The sequence below is a fragment of the Gammaproteobacteria bacterium genome, from assembly GCA_015709635.1.
GTDB lineage: Bacteria > Pseudomonadota > Gammaproteobacteria > Burkholderiales > Nitrosomonadaceae > Nitrosomonas.
Genome location: CP054180.1, coordinates 1,060,600 through 1,081,982, shown reverse-complemented (window position 1 = coordinate 1,081,982; position 21,383 = coordinate 1,060,600). Strand labels below are relative to the sequence as shown.

The 21,383-nt window shown below is 51.7% G+C and carries 19 protein-coding genes; 4 read left to right on the top strand and 15 right to left on the bottom strand.

Features of this window, described 5'->3' with window-relative positions; translation table 11 throughout:
* Positions 1-13: 13 nt before the first annotated feature.
* Together HRU78_04845 and HRU78_04840 are read right to left on the bottom strand one after the other, a co-directional pair.
* Complete coding sequence (locus HRU78_04845) at positions 14-2,035, bottom strand: CopD family protein (GenBank protein QOJ23052.1); 2,022 nt, start codon at positions 2,033-2,035, stop codon at positions 14-16.
* 260 nt (positions 2,036-2,295) lie between these two features.
* Entirely contained in the window at positions 2,296-3,345 is a 1,050-nt protein-coding gene (locus tag HRU78_04840; protein ID QOJ23051.1) for a retroviral-like aspartic protease family protein, read from the bottom strand.
* Positions 3,346-3,590: 245 nt separating this feature from the next.
* Here HRU78_04840 and HRU78_04835 point away from each other — a divergent pair, with 245 nt between their 5' ends.
* Both HRU78_04835 and HRU78_04830 read left to right on the top strand, forming a co-directional pair.
* The gene (locus HRU78_04835) at positions 3,591-4,031 is read left to right on the top strand and encodes a hypothetical protein (protein ID QOJ23050.1); all 441 of its coding nucleotides are present in this window, start codon (positions 3,591-3,593) and stop codon (positions 4,029-4,031) included.
* A gap of 16 nt (positions 4,032-4,047) precedes the next feature.
* Entirely contained in the window at positions 4,048-4,593 is a 546-nt protein-coding gene (locus tag HRU78_04830; GenBank protein ID QOJ23049.1) for a hypothetical protein, read from the top strand.
* Positions 4,594-4,773: 180 nt separating this feature from the next.
* Here HRU78_04830 and HRU78_04825 read toward each other — a convergent pair whose 3' ends face one another.
* The 6 genes from HRU78_04825 to HRU78_04800 all read right to left on the bottom strand — a co-directional run bounded on the left by HRU78_04825 (position 4,774) and on the right by HRU78_04800 (position 12,635).
* On the bottom strand, positions 4,774-5,328 hold the full coding sequence (locus HRU78_04825; GenBank protein QOJ23048.1) for a hypothetical protein: 555 nt from the start codon (positions 5,326-5,328) through the stop codon (positions 4,774-4,776).
* Positions 5,329-5,830: 502 nt separating this feature from the next.
* Positions 5,831-6,034 (bottom strand): YjfB family protein, encoded by a 204-nt coding sequence (locus HRU78_04820; GenBank protein QOJ23047.1) that lies wholly within the window; start codon positions 6,032-6,034, stop codon positions 5,831-5,833.
* A 128-nt stretch (positions 6,035-6,162) separates the two neighbouring features.
* Positions 6,163-6,765, bottom strand: coding sequence for a hypothetical protein (locus HRU78_04815; GenBank protein QOJ23046.1), 603 nt, complete (start codon positions 6,763-6,765; stop codon positions 6,163-6,165).
* A gap of 120 nt (positions 6,766-6,885) precedes the next feature.
* Positions 6,886-8,697, bottom strand: a complete 1,812-nt coding sequence (locus HRU78_04810; GenBank protein QOJ23045.1) for a diguanylate cyclase — start codon at positions 8,695-8,697, stop codon at positions 6,886-6,888.
* 342 nt (positions 8,698-9,039) lie between these two features.
* Positions 9,040-10,194, bottom strand: a complete 1,155-nt coding sequence (locus tag HRU78_04805) for a cation transporter (protein ID QOJ23044.1) — start codon at positions 10,192-10,194, stop codon at positions 9,040-9,042.
* Positions 10,195-10,196: 2 nt separating this feature from the next.
* Positions 10,197-12,635 carry an AAA family ATPase gene (locus HRU78_04800; protein ID QOJ23043.1) on the bottom strand — a complete coding sequence of 813 codons (2,439 nt, stop codon included), beginning with the start codon at positions 12,633-12,635 and terminating at the stop codon, positions 10,197-10,199.
* Between the two features lie 298 nt (positions 12,636-12,933).
* On the opposite strand from HRU78_04800, the gene HRU78_04795 reads away from it, so the two are divergent.
* Together HRU78_04795 and HRU78_04790 are read left to right on the top strand one after the other, a co-directional pair.
* Positions 12,934-13,521 carry a hypothetical protein gene (locus HRU78_04795; protein QOJ23042.1) on the top strand — a complete coding sequence of 196 codons (588 nt, stop codon included), beginning with the start codon at positions 12,934-12,936 and terminating at the stop codon, positions 13,519-13,521.
* A 144-nt stretch (positions 13,522-13,665) separates the two neighbouring features.
* Positions 13,666-14,364: a hypothetical protein gene (locus tag HRU78_04790; protein QOJ23041.1), complete on the top strand. Its 699-nt coding sequence runs from the start codon at positions 13,666-13,668 to the stop codon at positions 14,362-14,364.
* Positions 14,365-14,743: 379 nt separating this feature from the next.
* On the opposite strand, the gene umuD is transcribed toward HRU78_04790, so the two are convergent.
* The 7 genes from umuD to HRU78_04755 all read right to left on the bottom strand — a co-directional run bounded on the left by umuD (position 14,744) and on the right by HRU78_04755 (position 21,363).
* Positions 14,744-15,361 carry a translesion error-prone DNA polymerase V autoproteolytic subunit gene (umuD, locus tag HRU78_04785; GenBank protein QOJ23040.1) on the bottom strand — a complete coding sequence of 206 codons (618 nt, stop codon included), beginning with the start codon at positions 15,359-15,361 and terminating at the stop codon, positions 14,744-14,746.
* A 297-nt stretch (positions 15,362-15,658) separates the two neighbouring features.
* Entirely contained in the window at positions 15,659-16,276 is a 618-nt protein-coding gene (locus tag HRU78_04780) for a dienelactone hydrolase family protein (GenBank protein ID QOJ23039.1), read from the bottom strand.
* A complete protein-coding gene (amrS, locus tag HRU78_04775) occupies positions 16,273-17,370 on the bottom strand; it encodes an AmmeMemoRadiSam system radical SAM enzyme (GenBank protein QOJ23038.1) in 1,098 nt (365 codons plus the stop codon). The genes HRU78_04780 and amrS overlap by 4 nt, the downstream gene beginning before the upstream one ends.
* Positions 17,363-17,959 (bottom strand): AmmeMemoRadiSam system protein A, encoded by a 597-nt coding sequence (gene amrA, locus HRU78_04770; protein QOJ23037.1) that lies wholly within the window; start codon positions 17,957-17,959, stop codon positions 17,363-17,365. The genes amrS and amrA overlap by 8 nt, the downstream gene beginning before the upstream one ends.
* Positions 17,956-18,756, bottom strand: a complete 801-nt coding sequence (gene amrB / locus HRU78_04765) for an AmmeMemoRadiSam system protein B (protein QOJ23036.1) — start codon at positions 18,754-18,756, stop codon at positions 17,956-17,958. Before amrB ends, amrA begins: the two co-directional genes overlap by 4 nt.
* 360 nt (positions 18,757-19,116) lie before the next feature.
* Positions 19,117-20,295 (bottom strand): lipase, encoded by a 1,179-nt coding sequence (locus HRU78_04760; GenBank protein QOJ24920.1) that lies wholly within the window; start codon positions 20,293-20,295, stop codon positions 19,117-19,119.
* 153 nt (positions 20,296-20,448) lie between these two features.
* Positions 20,449-21,363, bottom strand: coding sequence for an FAD:protein FMN transferase (locus HRU78_04755; GenBank protein QOJ23035.1), 915 nt, complete (start codon positions 21,361-21,363; stop codon positions 20,449-20,451).
* Between the last annotated feature and the right edge of the window lie 20 nt (positions 21,364-21,383).

Here is a 21,383-nt window from a genome sequence, read left to right as displayed (position 1 = left end):
ACCATTGCCACCGTTAGTGCGCATGTTCCCCCGGCGGCGGCATGATTTCGCCTTCCTGGTTCAGTTGCGTCAATTGCAACGTCAACGCACCGACGTTTTGCCAGCCGAATCCCTCGAATTGCGCCACCCAGCGCGCGCGCAGGTAACCGAAGCGGTCGGTGAGGAATTCCATATGTTGCGGGAACATGCCTTTGCCCGATAAATCCGGCACGACCCGGACGCGCCGGTACCACCAGTAGGTATCCTTGATTTCCTGCCAGCCTTCGGTGACGATCGGGAATGGCGCGATTGCGGTGATCTGCTGCAATTGCTCGCCGGTCACTGAGTGAATCGGCACCGCTAGTATTTCGGTGTTGAGATCGCGAATGCGGTCGTACGACGCGGCCAATTGAAAGAAACGGTCTTTCGCTTGCGGCCAGGCGAACAATACCATCAGCACGTTTTTCTGCAGGCGGAAATCCTTCAGGTTGCCGCTGGAACCATCGCTCGCGGCATAGTTGAATACCGGCGATGCCACCGACGGCATTTCCGGAACGATCATGCTGCCGAGCAAGCGCGCATCGAAACCGCGCGACATGGCGTGCAGGAAATTGATCAAATCCCAGCGTTCTTCTTCCGACAATTTATCTGCATAACCCGGCATTTCGGTTTCCGGGATGCCGTATGACAACCGATGAAAAACGTTGCCGACGGTGTATTTCGCCGTATGCTGCTGGGTCAGCAAGTCGGTCGGATCGCGCAGATCAGGATCGGCGACCGGTTTGGTGCCCTTGCCTTGCGGGCCGTGGCAGTTGACACAATTCTCTGCGAACAGATGCGCACCGGCGACGATGGAAATGGCATCGATCGGTACCGTCGGTTTTTTATACGTCTCCGGAAACGCTTCGACGGCCAGCGGCGGCAACGCCAACGCCAGCGAACTGATCCCGAGCACGCCGGGCACCAGAATCTTCACTACGCTGCTCCAATGCAACCGGATGCCCAGCCAAACCGTACCCAGCGCTAGCGCAAACAGCACAAGGCCCGACCACACTTTATCCTGCACATCCGGTTCGTCCCAGGTCGCATCGATCGAGAAACGGAACGGATACGGCCAATTCTCGATCATGGCGTGCTTGGCCGGCAGCGTATTGGCCAGAATGGTGGCAAACAACACCAAAACAAGCGCCAGCACGAATTCGATACGCACCCATTGCCGCATATGCGCCCTGCCTTCACTTCCTGGTCCGTTTTCTCCCCGTTCCAGCAGCGGCAACCAGCGGTTGCGCGCTTGGTAAGCGATCACCAGAATGACCGCCAGGATGGCGAGTTTGATATTCAATAGCCAACCGTAGGGACTGGAGACCAATGCGTAGTATTTTTCGTCGACCAGGCGATCCGTCACCACCACACCGGTAAACATCAGCAAAACCATGACCGGCAGCGCGAGCGCGGAGAATTTTTTCAGGTAATCGACGGCTGTCTGCGTCGCGGTGATGCCAAGCTCCTTGCGCAGATTGAGCAGAATCAGCAAAAATGCCGGTAACGCGCCAAACCAGATTCCCGCCAGCAGGATGTGAATGGCGTACGGTGCGATGGCCGCAAACGACATTTCATCGGCGCTGGAGTGGCTCATCAAGGTGCCCGCGATCAACGGTAAAGCCGCAAGCATCGCCCATAAGACATAATGGCCACGCGTGCGGATGGAAGATTGCATTTTCACCACCGCACAAAACAGCACAATCGCCAGCAGCATCCGCGCCGCCCAGATATGGCCGATTTGCGTTTGCTGCACGATTTCCATCCAAACAGCGGGATTCCAGGCGTTCGCGACATCGCCGGTGGCGTCGCCGGTGGTGGTCGCCAGTATGCCGGTGAGTCCGGCGATGATAACGCCCGCGAGCCAGGGAAATATCTTTTCCAGCCGCATCATCCAGGGCGTTTCCAGAATACTTTTTTGCTGCCAGATCACAGCCAGAAAAACACAGCTGCCAAATAGGATCAAATTGGCGGTCAGTTGCGACCACCGGGCCATTGCTGCAATGATTTCAATCATGGTTTTACGATAGGAATGTAATGGTTACTTTGACAACACCTGCGCCGTTGGTTGCAATTGGATAACCAGCTCAACGGGCGATTGTACAATTTCCAGATGCAAGGGAATTTTTCAGCATATTCTACAAAAATGTCATGACCTATCCTAGCATCATATCCGCAAATGACGGCAAATTTGCAAATGAATGACGATCAGCCGCGCGTATCGGCAATGTATACGATGCGATTCCAGTCAGACAATCAGGCAGCCCAAGCAAACGATTACGGTGTGGAAATCCGCATGACTTTGCCGGCTTGTTCGATACGGAAATTGCGCAAAACATTCATGCCCAGCAGCGCATCCCCGGACATATTCGGCATGATCATCACATCCACATGCGCCAGCTTGAACGCTCCGAATGTCAATTCCGGGACCGTCGCAAGGCATGCATTGACTTGGCCGTTGGCGGTAGAAACCGGGCGAGGAACGCATTTCCGGATGCCGGCCCGCGCCGCAATCTTGGATGAAATGGATACGGCGGTAGCACCGGTATCGATCATAAACACGACCGGCGTACCACTGATGGTTCCGGAACTGAAATAATGACCATCCCGTGTTTGCTTGAGTTCGAGCATTCCGGAGCCGATCACTTCGGAAGATTGCGGCATCTCCTGCTGGCTCACGGATTGCGATTGCGGTTGCGATTGAGTATACGCAAGCGCCAGCCGGACTGGTTTAAGACCGGAACCGCTAAATTGCATTGCAGTCGTAGAACCTGCATTAACCGTGATGCCGCCATCGACAGAAACCGCAGCGCCGTCAATAAATCCGCTTTCCAAATTGCACCAATCCGATCCCACCAGAACCTGCATCCCGTATTTGCCAACCGGTACACTGAGTTGCACGGCTTCGCCGGAATGAATGGAAAACGCAAGCAATTTTCGTGCACCGGCAGAATCCGACAATACCGCCACCATCGGGTAATCATAGTGATTCGTGATTTCCAATCCGGCATACAGCACATCGGTACGTTTCATCACGGATGGATCGATTAAATAAGCCGATCCGTGCTGCGGTAATGTTGCGCAATCCGTCTGTAGGGTTGCTGTAGATGCGTCGTTCGCCGGTTGAATGTAAGGTTGCCGTAACGATTGTAAATTCTGAAAGACGATGAGCAGGACCAGAGCCAAAGCAATCCAAACAAGAATAGCTCGAATAACAGTTATCCACGGCCGTTGTGCCGATCGGTTCGCGCTCGTTGTTTGTTCTTTACGAGGTGTATTTTCATTTTCACGCTTCCGGTGAAAGTAATCGCGATCTTGAATACTCATTTTTCTCGGCAACCATGCTAGTCAGTACTGTTGAGATTTCCGGGGCAAATAGGGAGTACCCGGCTTATTTACGAGAAAGATCTATCCGCAAAATTGATATTTCTTACGGATGCGGTTATTTCAACTTGAGCGGATATCATTGCGGTGCTTCAAGACCTCTTTGTGTCCGCACGAAAATTGAATGTTCAGGATGCATTCAGCTCGCGCTTCCTATCATGGCGGAAAAGTATGTGCGAGGTGATGATATGAAGAAACTTAATCGATGGTATTGGATTGCCGGTTTATTGGCATTGACAGCGCAAGACATGGCTTTGGCCCGCGGCGGGCACGGGCACGGACATGGGCATCATGGACATGGCCATCACGGTCACGGTCACCGCCACGGTCATTTCAATCTCGGGATCACTATGGGCGGATTCGGCCCCGGTTTCTACGGTTCCGGTTTCTATCCGTACGGTTACTATGCGTATCCCGGTTCATTCTACGCTCCGCCTCGTTACCGCTATTCGCCAGCCGTGACTGCACCGGTCACACCACCGGTTTATATTCAGCGCGAGCAATCCGCCGCTGCGCAACCGCAAACCAATTACTGGCACTATTGCCGCAACCCCGAAGGTTATTACCCTGCGATCAAAAATTGTCCGGGAGGTTGGATACAAGTTGCACCGCAACCACCGGCCCCTTAACATCAAGAGACCCAACATGCGCATATTAAGAAATCTAATTATCGTCGCTATCACCGGCTGGTTGACGGCTTGCGTGCATCTGCCAACCGGCCCCAGCGTCATGGCCTTGCCGGGCTCCGGAAAAAACTTCGATCAATTCCGCTCGGATGAATTGGCATGTAAGCAATATGCGTACGAGCAAGTCGACGGCAAAACGCCGCGGCAAGCATCGCGGATGAGCGGTATGGAAAGCGCGGCCATTGGCACGGGGCTTGGCGCCGCAGCCGGTGCAGCACTGGGAGGAGGTCAAGGTGCCGCGGTTGGAGCTGGAATCGGCTTGCTGGCCGGCAGCTTATTGGGATCAAATACCGCGGCAGCTTCAGGTTACTCCAGCCAGCAACGCTACGACAATAGCTATGTTCAGTGCATGTACGCCATGGGTCATCGCGTTCCGGTCGATGGCCGGATCATCAATAATCCGTCGAGTGGTAGTACTGCGAACAGGAGACCGATCACACAACCGGGCAATTTTATTCCACCACCGCCACCGGCAGGCAATCCGCCACCTCCACCTCTGCGTTAGTTTTCATCAGTGGCTTGTCATCAACCTCCTGACAAGCCACTGACTTTCTCCCTCATGGTGCTGTGATTGCTACTCAGCTACTAAAGCGAATTCCCCAGTGCTGCACAATGGGTACGATCTATTTTTGTACTCGTTGTTACAGAGAAGTGCAGTAATATCAACAGAATAAAATACGATCATTCACTCCGCATGTTGACGCCGCTTCAACAACCGGTCGGTAAACAGCGCAAGCAACAAGAATGTAATGATATAGGGTACCGCTTTGATGAACAGATCCTGATAGTTAGTCACTTGTATCCGCAACGGATACTCATAATGCAGCGGCGGAACACCTTCGCCCGTGACAAATAACGTATATTGCCCTGGATCCAGATTGAATTCGCCTTTAATGGTGCCGTTCGCATGATTGGTGGAATGCAGCGTTGCTACCGTATCGCTTAATGCCTGTCCGGTGCCTCTTACAATTTTAACGACGATCGGCATGTCACGCAGCGCTTGGTCGACCAGGTCCAGAACCCACAACGTTTCACCTTCCTTGGGAATCTCGGTACAGTACTCGGCTTCCGGATCGTACTGCGGTTGATAGGTACTCAGATGAACCATACTGCCGGACACATTGCGCATACAAATATCCGCTTCCAAATTTACTTTTCCATGGGCAGCGGCTAGGCCGGAATAAAGCGCTACGGATAGCATGGCTGCTGAAGCCCATATTTTTATAACTTGTCCTATCATACAAACCTCCTCTACTTTTTGATCCATAATGGCTGAAATTCAGCTTAGTTTTTTTACTCCCGCAGTCCGCTTGCAGAGCCGCGGGAGAGGTTGCACTAGCTATCTAGTACTCAGGTTGGATCAAGGAACAGTCCGGTTGTTCAGAATTTCTTTGCTTTGACCGTTCCAGATCACGTCAGTCAGATTCGAGTAACGGATGATGATTTGTGCTGCAATACCGCCCGAGAATAAAGCACCCCGCTGCTTGCGGCAGGGTATTAACTGTGCGCTCCTCAATTTGCTGGTTTTCAACCAGCTTTCGTCTCCAAGGGCGGGGAATTGAGCCTGCAGAAATAAAGCACCCCGCCGCAAGCAGCGGGGAATTGAACCCGCAGAGATTAAAATATCACTTTTGAAGCTTTTGGAAATAGCCTGCAAACGGCAAGTCATCCGGAGAAATGCATGATCCATAATAAAACAGCGCTACCGAAGTAGCGCTGTTTTGCAAACGAAAAAGATACAGTTAAGCCGTGAGATTGATATTCTGCCCCAAATGCGGCGGCAGATTGGCAGCGGATTGATTCGCATCAGGCAGTGCTTCAATCAAGGCCAATGCACCTGCAGCATTCACATCCATCGCTTTTTTCAGAACCGCTATTCCGACTGCCTGGTTTGTGCTGGATTCAGCCATTGCGGTTGCCATACCTGCTATACCATTGATGTCCATAAAATTCTCCTCTCTATGTTTACAGCCATTAGCGGCACGCAGCACGCTTTTTTTAGGTACACGTAACAATATGTCGGATACGGTAGATGCCGATCCAGCCGAAATAACGGCAGATGGCATCAAGACTGTCAATCTCTTTTCAGCAACGGCGATAGCGCATTGCGAAGATGATTTTTCCAATCCAGCCCTACCTGCATCGGGATTTTCACTTGCAAATCGGCATTCTCGGTATTTTTCCCTTCCAGATACAAAATATACTGCCCCAGCTCGCTCAGTTTAAATGCCACTGTAATCACACCCGACGGATGCTGCCGCGCGGGCACCGACATGATCGGATGCTCCCGCTGATTTTCCTTTTTTTCATCGATGTCAAGTTTTACCAAACGCAGCGCTAATGAAAAATCGCGCGCCGACTCGGGATACAGTAGATCAATCGAAATATTGAGCGATGCCGGTTCGGGTATTTTGCCGCATTGTACCGGCACATGCGGCGAGCGGAGGTCATCCGGAGACTCGTAGTCTTTAGGAAGATAGTAACCGGAGTAACCGATAATGAGCGCTTCCGATTCTATCGTGCAGGCACCACCGCGAAAACCTTTGGGATACGTATCGGAAAAATCTCCTTGCGAACTGGTACGGTACAGCAAACCAAATGCAATAAAAGCAGATATCACCGCAATCAAAAGTGCAAACTGAAACTTGCGAGCGGAAAATTTGGATTGGGTTGGCATGACTTTTATTTATCCGGTATGCAAAGGCTTGGATTATATCAGTCAAATTTGCCAAGCATACAAGCGCATCCACGTGCAAATTTTGGGCACTGAGGGACGATTTAATCGATGATCGCAGACTTATGCAGCAACAACCTGATTCTTGCCGTTCTTCTTAGCGCGATACAATGCCTCATCGGCGCGCTTAAAAAGATCTTCTTGCGATTCTCCCGGATTAAACTGCGCGACGCCGGCACTGAACGTAATTAATAGCCGGTTATTGTCATGCAAAAAGAACTTCTTGGTCATGAAGCGGCGGATTCTGGATATGGCTTGGACCGCTTCCTTTAATCCGGTATTGGGCAGCAGGATTACAAATTCCTCACCGCCGTAGCGCGATACGACATCTTCCCGCCGTACCGTTTCTTTGACCGCATCCACCAAATGCCGCAAGGCGTTATCGCCCACATGATGTCCGTGGGTATCATTCAATTGCTTGAAATTATCAATATCCAGTAATGCAAAACACAATGGCGTATGGTTGCGTGTGGCGAATGATGCTTCACGCTGGTAGGCATTATCAAACCCGCGCCGGTTCAGTATGCCGGTCAGGTGGTCTTCATGCACTTTCTCACCCATTTCCTGCAATTGGGTTTCAAGCAGATTGATTTGACTTTGCGCCGTTTCGGCTTCCGCTCGTGCAGTGATCAGATCATTACGGTAATTCAGCACATTTTTCTGTACTTTCTGGGTCTCTTGCATGATTTCGGCAAGTAGCTGATTGATTTCGTCAATGTCGTCAGCTTCATTGATTCTTTTCGCGTAACCCTCCAGTTTCTGCTGATAATCGCCGGTCGCATCCGATAGTTCTTCCAGATTGGAGATCAGCGAAGTAACCATTTGCCGCATCGTTACCCTGGCTTTACTTAAACTATTCTTTACTACTTCCTGCCGTTGCACGATTTCTGCCAGATATTGCTCCGCTCGGGCGACGATTTGCATATCCAAAGGCCGCGCCATGGTCTCTTTCAACTTGGCAAGCTGACTTTTAATCCACTGATCTTCCGATAACAATTCACCAGTACTGTCCATCAACAGGTTCAATAACTTCAGCAAGCCTTGCTGCAAGCTGGCATCGCCTTGTTTCGACAATTCCAATCGAACACAGAACTGCTGAAAACGAACAACAAATTGCTCCATTTCCGGCTTATCTTTGATTTCCCGCACTTGAAGCGCCAATGATCGCGCTTCTTCCGCCAGAATCTTATTACTGATTTGATTGGCGATAACGTTTTCCAGCATCTGCGCGAGTAAATCCAGAAGCTGACCGGTATAGCTGCCATGCGCGTATTCTGGCTTTACCGCCGGCAATGACACTTCATTCCGGTCATCGCCGATCTGTTCTTGAGGCTCCGGCATTGGGGCTTTCCACGAATCCAGCAAAACCGATAATTGGTCATGCAATAATTCGGAATCGTTTGCGAATCCGTGCAAAACTTGCCGGAAGCTGTTCCGTTTCTTTTCAACCACAGATACGGCTTGGTTGCGATCCAGTTCGGCAAACAGATTTCCGATCGTTTCACCCCACGGTATTGCGGATTTGGTCTTTACCTGCACGGGAACCAGCGGAATTTCTCCGGCTGCGATTTCATTGCTGATGAATTTAATCAGGGCGGCTTTGTACTTTGACCAGTTTTTCTCACTCACCGCCTCTTCCAGGTTATTGGCGCAATTCAGCAACGGCGGCGTGTGGCGTGGAAATTCCTTTGCCAATTCGCTCAGCAATTTTGCGGTAATGGCTGAAATTTGATTTTCCGGATTGCCCGCAATCTGATCGTACAGTTTGTGATAATTATCCGGTGTCGGCGAAATTTTAAGTATGGCAAGCTGCTTCAACGTTTCGCGTGCAATCACGGAAGGATTTAAATTGGTATCTTTGATATCTTGTTTCATAGAAATTTCGCGTGCCTTCAATCCTTATTCCCCATTCTTTTTTTTATTGAGGTGCGTATAATTTTTCCATTTTTGCTAACCATACTGCCGCTTCATTCACAACTTCCATTCATTTTATTATAAATTTCAATAACTAATACGGCATTTTGCGTGTTTCTTGATATTAATTGATTCACTTCTCCGGTTTCGCAAGAACATGTTGAACGTAGCGTAGAACTACGATCAAATGCCCCGGATTCTTTAATGGGCAATACATATTATATTAATCAAAAAATTGAAATAATATGACCCAAGCAGCGATCTTGATTGCAGAGCATGCAACTTCGGTCGATACGCAAACCGCTAGACCCGGAACCGCACGTGCACAGTGTTGATATAGGGCAGTACCGAAACGGCTTGTTTCAGTTCTTGCACCAGATGTTTCGCTTCATCGATACCCTGCAGAATTCCGATCGGCAAATCCAGTTCCACATCAATCGCACCGGCCAAATAGTGCAATGTCACCGCCTCAACCGCATCAACCGGCAATTGCGGCCAGCGTTGCTTAAGTTCAGCGATGACCTGTTCACGCAAAGGCAGATCATGACAAGGCGAGCCGCGTTCATCATTTTCCGGATCGATATGCACGGTCACGTCGGTAACTTCGGTGACTTGTTGCAGCAAGCGCCGCCGCACGCTGTCACCAATCTGATGGCCTTCCGATACGCTGAGGCGAGGATCGACCTGGATATGCACATCGACAAAAGCGTTACCGGCGCTTTTCCGCGTTCTGAGCGTATGGATCGAACGCACGCCTTTGACCGCATGAATATGCCGGCGGATTGCACTGACTTTGTCGGGATCCAGCGCCACATCGATCAACTCGAGCGTACTCGAACGCACCAGGCTGGAGCCGATCTTGGCGATCATGGCAGCCACCACCACCGCCGCCACCGCATCCCAATACGGATATCCGAGCATCACACCGCTAATGCCGATCAGCACCACAACCGATGAAAAAGCGTCGGAGCGGCTATGCCAGGCGCTGGCTGTCAGCAAATCCGAACGTAAACGCCGCGCAGCCGATATCGTATAACGGTAAACCCATTCTTTGGAAATCACCGACAGCAATGCAACCAGCAATGCCACCGTAGTAAAATCTAGCACGACCGCCGGATCGTTCAACCGCTTGATCGCTTCATACGCAATACCGATCGCCACGCTGATCAGCACGATACCGAGGCTGACCGTTGCCAGCGTTTCAATCCGTCCGTAACCGTACGGATGAATTTCATCCGCGCTTTTATGCGCATGCTTGGCGGCGTAAAGCACGATAAAGCCGGTCAGCAAATCGGATAGCGAATGGATGCCATCGGCGATCAACGCTTGCGAATTGGCAAACCACCCCACGATGATTTTGGCGACCCCCAATACGAAATCCACCGCCGACCCGACCAAGGTGACCCTGCGCACCTCCCGGTAGCGCTGCTGATGCGATGGATCCGGAAATAAATTCACGGTTATTTTTCCGAACGGGATGGTAAGCGCCGGTGCTCGGTTTTCGGATGTTGCGTTAATTGGCAAGCACGGCGGAAAATCAGCAATGTTTTCTGCGCATGCCCCAGCACGGTATCGGAGGAATAACCGCTCATCCGCTCCGGCTCAGTGGCTCCGGACGGCAGGTCGGTCAGTAATTCCAGCCCTTCTGTAACATGCTCCATCGTGTAAATGGCAAACAATCCTTTTTCCACCGCCGCGATGATATTGTGATCCAGCATCAAGTGTTGGCGGTTCAGAGAGGGAATCAGCACGCCTTGCTCACCGGTCAACCCCGTTTTTTCACACAATTTGAAATAACCTTCGATTTTGTCATTAATGCCGCCAACCGGCAGCACCTCGCCATATTGATTCAAGGCACCGGTCACGGCAATGCTCTGTTTCAGCGGTAATTCCGCCAAGGCCGACAACAAGGCGTAAAATTCCGCGCAAGAAGCCGAGTCCCCTTCGATACCGGTGTATTCCTGCTCAAAAACAATCGATGCGCTCAACGCCAGCGGCGCCATATACGCAAACAATCCGGTCAGGAACTGCTGCAATATCAACATGCCTTTATCGTGAATCGGTCCGGACATGTCGACTTCGCGGGCGATATTGAGCACACCGTCTTCACCGGCAAAAGTGCGTGCCGTGACCCGCACCGGTGTACCAAAACGATGATCCCCCAAATCGATCTGCGTCAGTGCATTGATCTGCCCCACTGCCGCACCCTGCAATGCAATGGCTATTTCACCCTCGGTAATTGCTTCCTGCAAGCGCAAATCGGGATAATTATGGCGCCAATCGCGTGCTTGCAACGCCGCCGCCACATCCGCCACTTCCACGATATGGCCGCGACGCGCGTGGCATAGTGCGGCGCTTTCCAGCAATAACATCTCGGTGCGGGCAAAAATTGCACTCTGACGTTTTTGATCTTCCACTTCGCGGTGCGATTCTTCCAGCAAACGCGCCACGGCAGCCGCTGAAAAGTGCGGTAATTCTGCCGCATCGCAAGCGTGCGCCACGAACACCGCCGAGGCCCGGTAAGTGTCCGCACTGGCGGAGAAGCTCGCGGCAAAATCCACTTTCACGCGAAAACGGCGCATAAATTCCGGATCGATTTCCTGTAATTCATAATATTCTTCGCGCGATCCGATCAGAATGATTTTGACATTGACTTCGACCGCTTCGGGTTCAAGAGAAGCCGGATTATTGGAAGCCCACGCCGAGCCGGGTTCCTCAATTTGCAGCCGTTTGCTGCGCAAGAAGCGCCGCAGTTTCATCCACAAGCCACTGTCCGTCAGCACATCATCCAGATGCAACATCAAGAAGCCGCCATGCGCTTTCAACAAGCTGCCGACGCGTATGCGCATGAAATCGGTTTTCAGTTTGCCATTCTCAAACTGGTAGTCGATACTGCCAAACAAAGCATATGTTGACGGATTGTCTTCGATGATAACCGGCGCGCCCTGCAAATCAGCGTTATCCGCCACGAGATTGATCTGATAACGGGAAAACAACCGGTTCAGCTCCGTCTGCCGTTTCTCTTCATCGATAGTATCCGTTTCAAACAACGCCAGATTATCGAGAATATCCGTTTCCACTTGTTCGAAAAAAGTTTTTAATCGCTCCTTTTGTATCGGTTTCTGCTGTTCTGCCATAATTTTCTGTAGTGCAGAATTCAACAATGGCTGAACGATGCGGCGCTGCAATGCCGTCAGTGCTGTATTTTTTTCTTTTTCAGCCTGCTTGAATTCCTCGAAATACACAGCGATCGCTTCACGCAACGCCAACTCCGCTTGTTCTATTTCCAGTCTACGCGGCTTCGGCAGCTTCAATAAATTTTCCGCCGTCAAAATTTCACTTTTCTCATCCAGCAAAGTGAAGACAATTTGCTCGTCCTCGCGGTGAATCGTGAAACGCAGCGATTCCGCGAATTTATCCAGCTTTTTGTAAGCCTGACTCGTCTCGGTTTTAAATTTTTTCTCGATGCGATCACTCTTGATCTTGAAATCCTGTCCGCTCAGGCATTGCGTGATCTCGGTTGGTAGCGATTTTGCCAGTTGCTGCATGGCCTGCCGCAGCAAACGCCCTTGTCCGGCGGACAAACGCAAGGCCAGCGGCTTTTCCGGTGTGATGAAATTGTACAGATAACATAAATCCGGCGGCACCGGCCTGCCGGCCGCGGCTGTCCTCATCGCCTGCTGCAACAGGGAGAAACGCCCGGAGCCTGCTTCTCCCAGCACAAACAGATGATAATCCGGCTGCATCATGCCAAGACCAAAACGCACGGCCACTTCCGCCCGCTCCTGCCCGATCCAGGACAGCGTTTGCTGCAACAATTCGGAAGTATCGGAAAATCCCAGTGAATCGGGCGTGATGGTGATACGTAAGTGTGATGGGTCTAGGGGTATGATTGGCATGTTCGGATAGTGACAATGGCGGCGCTGAAATCGCGCCAATCGCGTATTGTACTCATTTAACTACGATTGCGTAATGAAGCCACCCATCCCGGTAGAAAGGCTCCGCAATTCAGAAACCACCCAATGGATCGGGATATCGTTGCGGCGGAGGCCGTAAAAATGAATGCAGAATCAGGAACGGCATCCCGGATCAGCGATGACAAAACACCACTATTGGAATCCTATGTGATTGTGTTATCGTATTTTTGCTTTCAACGTCAGGTGATGTACGCGAAAAACAATAACCACAGGAGAAACTATGGCTGCACATATTGGATCCAAGGAAATCAATGCGTTATCAGTAGCATCGTATGAAGAGCTACGCACCAAACTCAAATCCGGCGATCTGCTCTTTGCCTCGGGAGATTATTTGATCTCCAAGGCCATCCAGAAGGTCACCGATTCGCCGTGGAGTCATGTCGGTATCGTTTTCAGGCTCGACAGCATCGACCGCGTGCTCCTGCTGGAAAGTGTCGAAGACATGGGCGTCCGCTTCGCACCGCTGTCGAAATACCTGAATGACTATGAAGACGGCAAACCGTATAAAGGGCGCGTCGTGCTCGGGCGCTGTCATGACGTCGATCAGAATATCGTCGACGGACTGGCAAAGTTCGGTATCGATGAACTGACCCGTCCCTACGACAAAGATGAAATTGCCAAGATTCTGGCTCGCGTCACGCTGGGCATCGGAAAAAAAGAACGCGACAAGGAATACATTTGTTCGGAATTGGTTTACGAATGTTTTGCCAGTAGCGGCAGAGCATTTGTCTATGACAATCGCGGTTTTATCAGCCCGGAAAATATCTGGGCCGATGACAAAGTATCGCTCGTCGGGCGGATTCTTTAGCCGTATCATGACCATTGGCAGTGATTGCTTAGCGCGCTTTTTGACCTGATTCCGCCGTACCTGGCCGCCGCTCGCCGCCTTTTTCAAAATTTCCTTAGTACAAAATGGCTTAACGCATTGCCTTTACTCATGATTGGAGGATATATGAAAAGTACGATATGGCTCATCGCCGCAGGCTGTTTCATCGCATTTCAAGCCGTCGCGGAACCCACATGCACTGTCGACCTGAACAAGAAACCTTATTACCGGCTGGAATTGACGGTACCGGCAACCTTCTGCAAAAGCGGCAACAATAAGCAAGATCCCAGCTGTAAAGACTTTCCCAAAGAAGGTGCGATCCAATTGCACGGACTGTGGCCGAATTACGCGCAAAACTATCCGCAAGGCATTTGCAGTACGAGTGAATGCCCCAAAAGCCCTACGTATTGCGATTACCCCACGCCTCCTCAGTTATACGAATCGGATGGCTGGAAAAATCTGAAAGGCTACATGGCCGGATTGGAAAAATGTCTGGAACGGCACGAATGGGTCAAACATGGCATCTGTTCTCCGATGAAAGCACCCGCTTACTTTGAGTGGTCATTGGCAAAAGCCAAGGAAATTTCCGCAGCGTTTGCGCCGTATGTGGACAAAACCATCACCCGGAAACAATTCAATATGCTGATCGCGTACGCACTACCGGACATCGATGGCGCCGTGCGACTGAGCTGTTCCGGACCCAACTTGTTGAGCATGAGCGTCTTCTACCAGTGGGGCGAAACGCCACAAGAAGTCATTGCAACCAAGAGCGGACAAAATTCGTTCGGCAACTGTAAGCAAACATTCCGCATACCGGCGCACTAGACACCACACGCTCCACCCTGCTCCCTCGTAGCTTACACTGCGAGGGAGTTTTGCATACCACCCCGCTCATCAACCGATCCACGCTTGGGAGCATGATCTGCCGATGCCCGGTGGGGCGACAAGAACAGGGATCAAAAGGCGTGGTATCGTTTCAAAGTGCCAAACTTCACAGTGCAAGATTGACGGAAGACCTGGGAAATGGGCGGTCAGGCGCTGAATGAAAGACGGGATACTCGTTTGTGGATGATCACTGTACTCCAGCGCCCGGCTTCGACGCCGTTTTCATAGCGGATCAAACCGATTTCAATGATGCAGCCCTATACCGGTGTTGCGCCGGTTGTCTCCGGATCGAGCAGCACATAGACCGGCAACAGTGTGCTCATTTGAACCGGCGGAACGATCCGATCACAACGCCGAAAATTTCAAACTGCGAATCCGGCCGGATATAGATGGGTCGGTAAGCACCGGAAGAATTGGCAGGCAACAGCCGCGGCATCCTGTTTGCGCCATAGTCGAGGATTTTGATGGTAAATTCCCGATCCACGACAGCTAATACAATATCGCCGATATGCGGTGTTTTAGAGCGATCCACAACCACTTTGTCTCCCGGCAGCAAACCGACATCGATCATGGATTCCCCCCGGATCGTGACAAAGAACGTCGATGCCGCATGGTCGATCAGGAATTCGCTGACATCCAGCTGTTTCTCGACATGATCATCTGCAGGACTGGGAAAACCCGCTGCGACTTTGGTGGAGAAAAGCGGCAACAGCGTCGGCTGCTCGTTAATCGCCGGGGTGAAAAACTCATCCACTTCCACTTCAGCAACTGCGGTATCGCCGCCCCCCTCTGCTTTCTTGCGCTGCACAGCTTCCAGAAAGCTTCTGACCGTTGCAGTCTGACTTTGCGGTATGCGCATGACTTCCGTCGGTTCACCGAATTTACCTTGACCCCGCGGTCTGCCCGCATTTTCCCGTTTTCCGCCTCGATTCGACATGATGGATATACTCCCTACTGGATATGTGTAACGCTATTCAAACACACCTCATGTGATACTGTCAAATGAACAAGAAAGCTTCAGAATCCAATCACTAAAACGATCTTGAACATTTATCTAGCAACCGGAAAGTAAATGTTCGGAATTTGAAGGACCGATCAGGCACGTCTCTGGAAGATAGTGCAATCCAGTCGCGTCTCAAGCGTGACGCGAAGCGCTAGAACACGCTTCATCGAGGGTGAATTTGAATAGCTCTGTAAACAGCTATGAGATTTCTTACACTTAGTTGCGCAAGTACTACAGAAACCAGTCAGCCGCGAGCTGGGCGGCTTGTTCCAAAGTACCCGGCTCTTCGAATAAGTGCGTCGCGCCCGGTACTAAACTCAGCTGCTTTTTGCATTTCAACAAAACATAGGCCTGTTCGTTCAATTCGATCACGCCGTAATCCGCACCACCGACAATCAGCAGCGTCGGTGCCGTCACCCGGTTTAAGGCGGCTTCTCCCGCCAGATCGGGACGTCCGCCGCGCGACACCACGGCGGCAACGGCATCTTGCATTTCAGCGGCTGCTTGCAGCGCTGCGGCTGCGCCGGTGCTGGCGCCGAAATAGCCGATCTTCAATGACTTTGTTTCGGAGTTCGCCTGCAACCAAGCCGTGGCTGCAAGTAAGCGCTGCGTCAGTAACTCGATATCGAAACGCATGGCATAATCCTGATCTTCCGCGCGCGTCAACAAATCGAATAATAATGTGCCGATACCTTGCTGTTGCAGCACTTGGGCGACATAGGTATTACGCGGACTGAAACGGCTGCTACCGCTGCCGTGCGCAAACAGCACAACACCCGCTGCTGCAGGCGGCAATACCAGCTCACCGCTGAGTTCAACGGAACCGGCCGGAATTTTTACCGCGCTCATGCCGCCGCTCCGATTCGGACCGGAATGCGCTGCCGGCCGAATTGCCCGGTGAACGGTTCAAAGCGGCCTGCAATCGCGGCATTGCAGTTCTCGCAGCGACCCTCCGCAGTCAGGTGATACTGTTTTATTTCATACCAATCACGCACGATGACCGCACTGCCGCAGCCGGGACAAACCGTGGTATCGCCTTCGATGTTATGCACATTGCCGGTATACACATAGTGCAGTCCGGCATCCAGCGCGATCTTGCGCGCCCGCATCAACGTTTTCGGCGGTGTGGGCAGTATGTCGTCCAGTTTGTAATCCGGATGAAAAGCGCTGAAGTGCAGCGGTACATCGGGGCCCAGTTCTTTCATGATCCAGCTACTCATCGCGCTGATTTCCTCGCTGGAATCATTCAAACCCGGAATCAATAATGTGGTCAATTCGAGCCATACATTGGTTTCATGCTTCAAGTAGCACAGTGTATCCAGCACTGGCTGCAAATGCGATCCGGTTTGTTTGACGTAGAACGCCTCGGTGAATGCCTTCAAATCGACATTGGCAGCATCCATTTTGGCAAAAAAATCGCGCCGCGGTTCGGCATGAATATACCCGGCGGTCACCGCGACTGTCTTGATACCTTTGGTATGGCAGGCATCCGCCACATCCATTGCATACTCGGCAAAAATGACCGGATCGTTGTACGTGAACGCAACGCTTTTGCAGTGATATTTTTCCGCGCAGCGCGCAATCGCTTCCGGGCTGGCTTGATCCAGTAATTTGTCGAAGCTGCGCGATTTGGAAATATCCCAGTTCTGGCAAAATTTACAGGCCAGATTGCAACCCGCCGTGCCAAATGACAGCACGCTGCTGCCGGGATAAAACTGGTTCAATGGTTTTTTCTCGATGGGGTCGACACAAAAACCGGATGAACGCCCGTAGGTCGTCAACACCATCGCATCGCCCGCCCGTCCGCGCACAAAACAGGCGCCACGCTGTCCTTCGTGTAACTTGCAATCGCGCGGACACAAATCGCATTGAATGCGCCCGTCGTCAAGACGATGCCAATATTTGCCGGGGAATCGTTCTGCGGTACTGATCGATTCATCCATGCGCCACCTCCTTGACGTAATCCATTTCCCGCCATTTGCTGACGGTATAGCGTGACAACTTTACCCCTTCGTCCCAAAAATCCTCCGATAAACGTGCTTTGGATTTCAATTTGGCAAGAAATTGCAATGGTTCGGGCAGACTTTCCCAGACCTGCGGCAAAAAAGTGCTGCGATACGATCCGTATTCAAATACCACACCATCGATAGCCGGGCGCAATTGTGCCAGCGCATCGGCTTCACTGGCAAAACTGAGCGGCTGCAGTTCGGAAAGCAGCGATACTTCCACACTAACCGAGGCCAATTCGTCCGCCATCAACGGCATGAAACGCGGATCGTGCAGCGCAGCCGATACGGCATTGTTGCTCACATCGTCGATCAGCGGATCGCACGCTTGCAAAGAACCGATGCAGCCGCGCAGTTCACCGCGCTGCGTCAACGTGACGAAGGTTGCGCCAGGGTGGGACAACCAGACCATATTGCCATCCACCCGTGCCGGAGCACACGATACGCGCAAAGCCTGGCAAATTGCATGACGCGCGATGTGCAGCAATATTCTGCCTTGCTCGTTTTTTTCGATTGAACCCGTCATATCCTGTCCTCCTCTTCCTTAAAGGCAATCGCTGCATAGCCCACCACTTGATCACGCGGCCCGGCGGTATCTCCCGAGTTTCTCAGGTCCAGCAACTGCGGTGTCAGATGATGTTTTTGCGCCGCGATGATCAAACCGCTGACCGCAATACTGCCGCATGCATGATCAGGCGCAATCGGTTGCCGCAACTGCAATATCGCTTGAACAGTTTCGTGGTCAACACGCTGCGCGCTGGTGTAGGGTAAATAATGCGACAGATCGGAACTGATCACGATCAGGGTTTCTTCGCCGCCCCACAGCTTCTCCAATACCTCCGCCACTTCTTGCGCCGATGTCCAGCCAACCGCCAGCGGCAGCAAAGTAAAATCACCCAGTATATTTTGTAAAAATGGCAACTGCACTTCCAATGAATGTTCCAACGCATGCACTTCCCTGCTGATGGTCACTTGCGGCAAATGCGCAATCGCAGCCATCAGGCCCTGATCCAGTTTCACCCGGCCCAGCGGCGTCTCAAATACATCGACTCCCGGCAAAGCCAAACCATGCACCGCCACGCGATGCGCCGGACCGAGCAATACTACGCGTTTAATCGTAGCCGCGATGGCATTCAGGCTAGCATATGCCGATGCTGCAATCGCACCTGAATAGACGTACCCTGCATGCGGAACAATCAGTGCCTTGGGCCGGAAAGCGTGTGATTTTGCCGCGGCAAGCAGATGTTTCACATCCTGCGCCAGCTGCCGTGCATCGGCGGAATAAAACAATCCTGCCACCGCAGGTGAACGAATTATGGTCATAGCATTCTTTTCTCCATCGGTATTATCAACCCCACCATAAGACAGAAAATTGCGGAAAAGATTGCAGTCTCCGATAAAAACCGCCTTGTGATTGCCATGAAATTAGTTATGCTATTTCATGCAGTTAGATTTATTGTGCGGATGATGTAACGATGACTTTGATGAAGCACCCGTTGCTCCGGTTACCTGACCCGAACTAAGGAAACACTGATTAATTCGGCGAACGGGATAAAGCGATAGGCGCACGGAACGCAGAACCGGGACATCTCAACTCGATAAACGAGAGAGCGAATACCGCGCAACGAAGCGATTCGCTCGTGCAGTCCATTAATCAGCGTTTCCCTAAAAGATCGGCGGCGGTTACCAGCCATCCCGGTAAATATTCAGCAACGTAATTGCATTATTGGTAAGCCGGATAATGCTATGCCGGTCGAAACGCAGATCCTCCAGATCCACTTTCCGGGTAGGCAGTATTTCTTTCAGCTCAAAATTGAATTGCATCGGCGATGTAACGTGGTGGGAATCGAGGTATATTTTTCCGGTTTTATCGGTATTCGAAACCGGGTCGTGGACATCGCCAATGACGAAAATCAGATCGTCGAGTTCTTCGGCAGGGAGCGTAATCGTATACGTGTCAAAGAAATGATCCGGAACCGGCGAGGAATTAAAGGCAAAGGTCTCCAATCCCAGCGTAGAGCCGACCGCTTGCGCCAATCCGCCCCCCAACGAGTGCCCCGCCACGGTAATTTTAGTACCGGGATAACGGTTGATCACACCCTGAGCGAATCTAAACGCATCCTTGAATTGATCGCTCACTATGCCAGCGCCTATGGCCGCATCGGCTATGGCATCGCTAGCGGTATCTTCCAGCTCCTTGAACGAGCAAGGGAAATCGCAAGTTTCAGTGCCACGGAACACCAACGCCAGTTCATTGGTCTCACGGTTCTTGAACACGCCGGCATCCATTCCCGAGCTTTTCCCGTTGGACTCGATCAAATCCCAGGAGCCCACCGTCACATTGTCAAAATCATATATCGCATCGGCCAGTTGCGCATAAGGAATCGATCGCGCCAGTGTATCCACCGCGCGCCGTTCGTTAGGAAGCAGCATGCCGTAAGGTTTCCAGTTGACATTCGGCAGATAGTCGGGATTGATATACAGCGCAACCACCGCCAGTTCGAATACGGAAACCGCATCGTCCGTATCAACATCGTTATCCTTCAACCAATTCAGACTGACGTTATAGCGCTCCGTGCCGTTCAATTTGGGCACATCGACTTTGGGTAATATCAGCAAACCGTCGATCAACGAGAAAGTCGGGCTGTTCGCTCCGGAAGCATCGTCAAGTTCCACGTCTAACAACCTGAACTGGTTCGGTTTATCCGCACCCAGCCATTGCAGCGAGGCTTTGTAGAATTGCTCGCCGGAAGTATCTTTCACGATCACCTTTTGCAAGCAAACCAAACCATTCGACTCGATAAAAGTCGCCGGCGCGGTCAAATGCGTGCATCCTTCCGGCAGTGCTTGCGCCAATGGCATGGCGGCGGCAAAGGAAATAAAACTGATGAATTTGAATAAAAGAGAATGCCGATTTTTCATGAATTGCTTTGCCGGTTGATTGGATTGGGTGGCGGCAGTTTAATCATAATCAGAAGGGATGTGAATAGATTCCTTGCTTCGGCAACCAGGAAACTAAACTGCTTTTTCCAGCAACGATCCCCCGGATTCCCCTTGCACATTGACCCACAGATGCGGCAGACCGAGTTCATTCAGCCAATGAGGACCTTCTTCGCCTTTCAGCATACCGATGGTCGACGCACTGCCTGCGACCACGCAGAATTCGCCGATGACGCTGACCGCCGCCATAAAATTAACCGGCCAGCCGGTTTTAGGATTCAGCACATGGCCGTAGCGGATGCCGTTCACGGTAATGCAACGTTCATAATCGCCGCTGCTGGCCAATGCGCCGGAATGCAACAATAACGTTTGTAAAATGCCGCCGGGAATACGCGGGTGACGGATAGCGATGCGCCAAGGACTGCCGTCATCGTGCGGGCCGATGATCTTGACGTCACCGCCCAGATTAACCAGACCGTGTTCGATACCGGCTTCCCGGCATAGCGATGCCGCGCGGTCGACGGCATATTCCTTCACCACACCGCCAAAATCGATTTCCATACCGGGAAATGAGAAGGTCAGAACCGGCCGCTGCCAGCCGACTTTATGCCAGCCGATCTTTTCCAGCAGCGTTTGAATCGTTTCTTGGGTTGGTAAGTTGCCAGACTTGAAATTCCAGGCACGGCGCAGAATTCCCGAGGTGATATCGAACAAGCCTTCGCTTTGCTGATAGCAAGTCACCGCGTAATCGAGCAAACCGGCGGTTTCATCGTCGACGCTGATGCACCCGCCTTGCGCCGCAACGCGGTTTATTCCGGATAACAAACTGTCCGCACGGTAACGGGAATATTTCGCCTCCAGGCGGTATACGTCGTCCATAACAATCCGGGCGGCCCGTTTGGCTTGCTTGGTGCTTCTTGCATACAACTGAATCGCGCATGGTGAGCCCATTGCTTGAAAGTCGTAGTGGTAATAATTCAGCTGCGCCATTTGTTAGCCGGACAATAGCG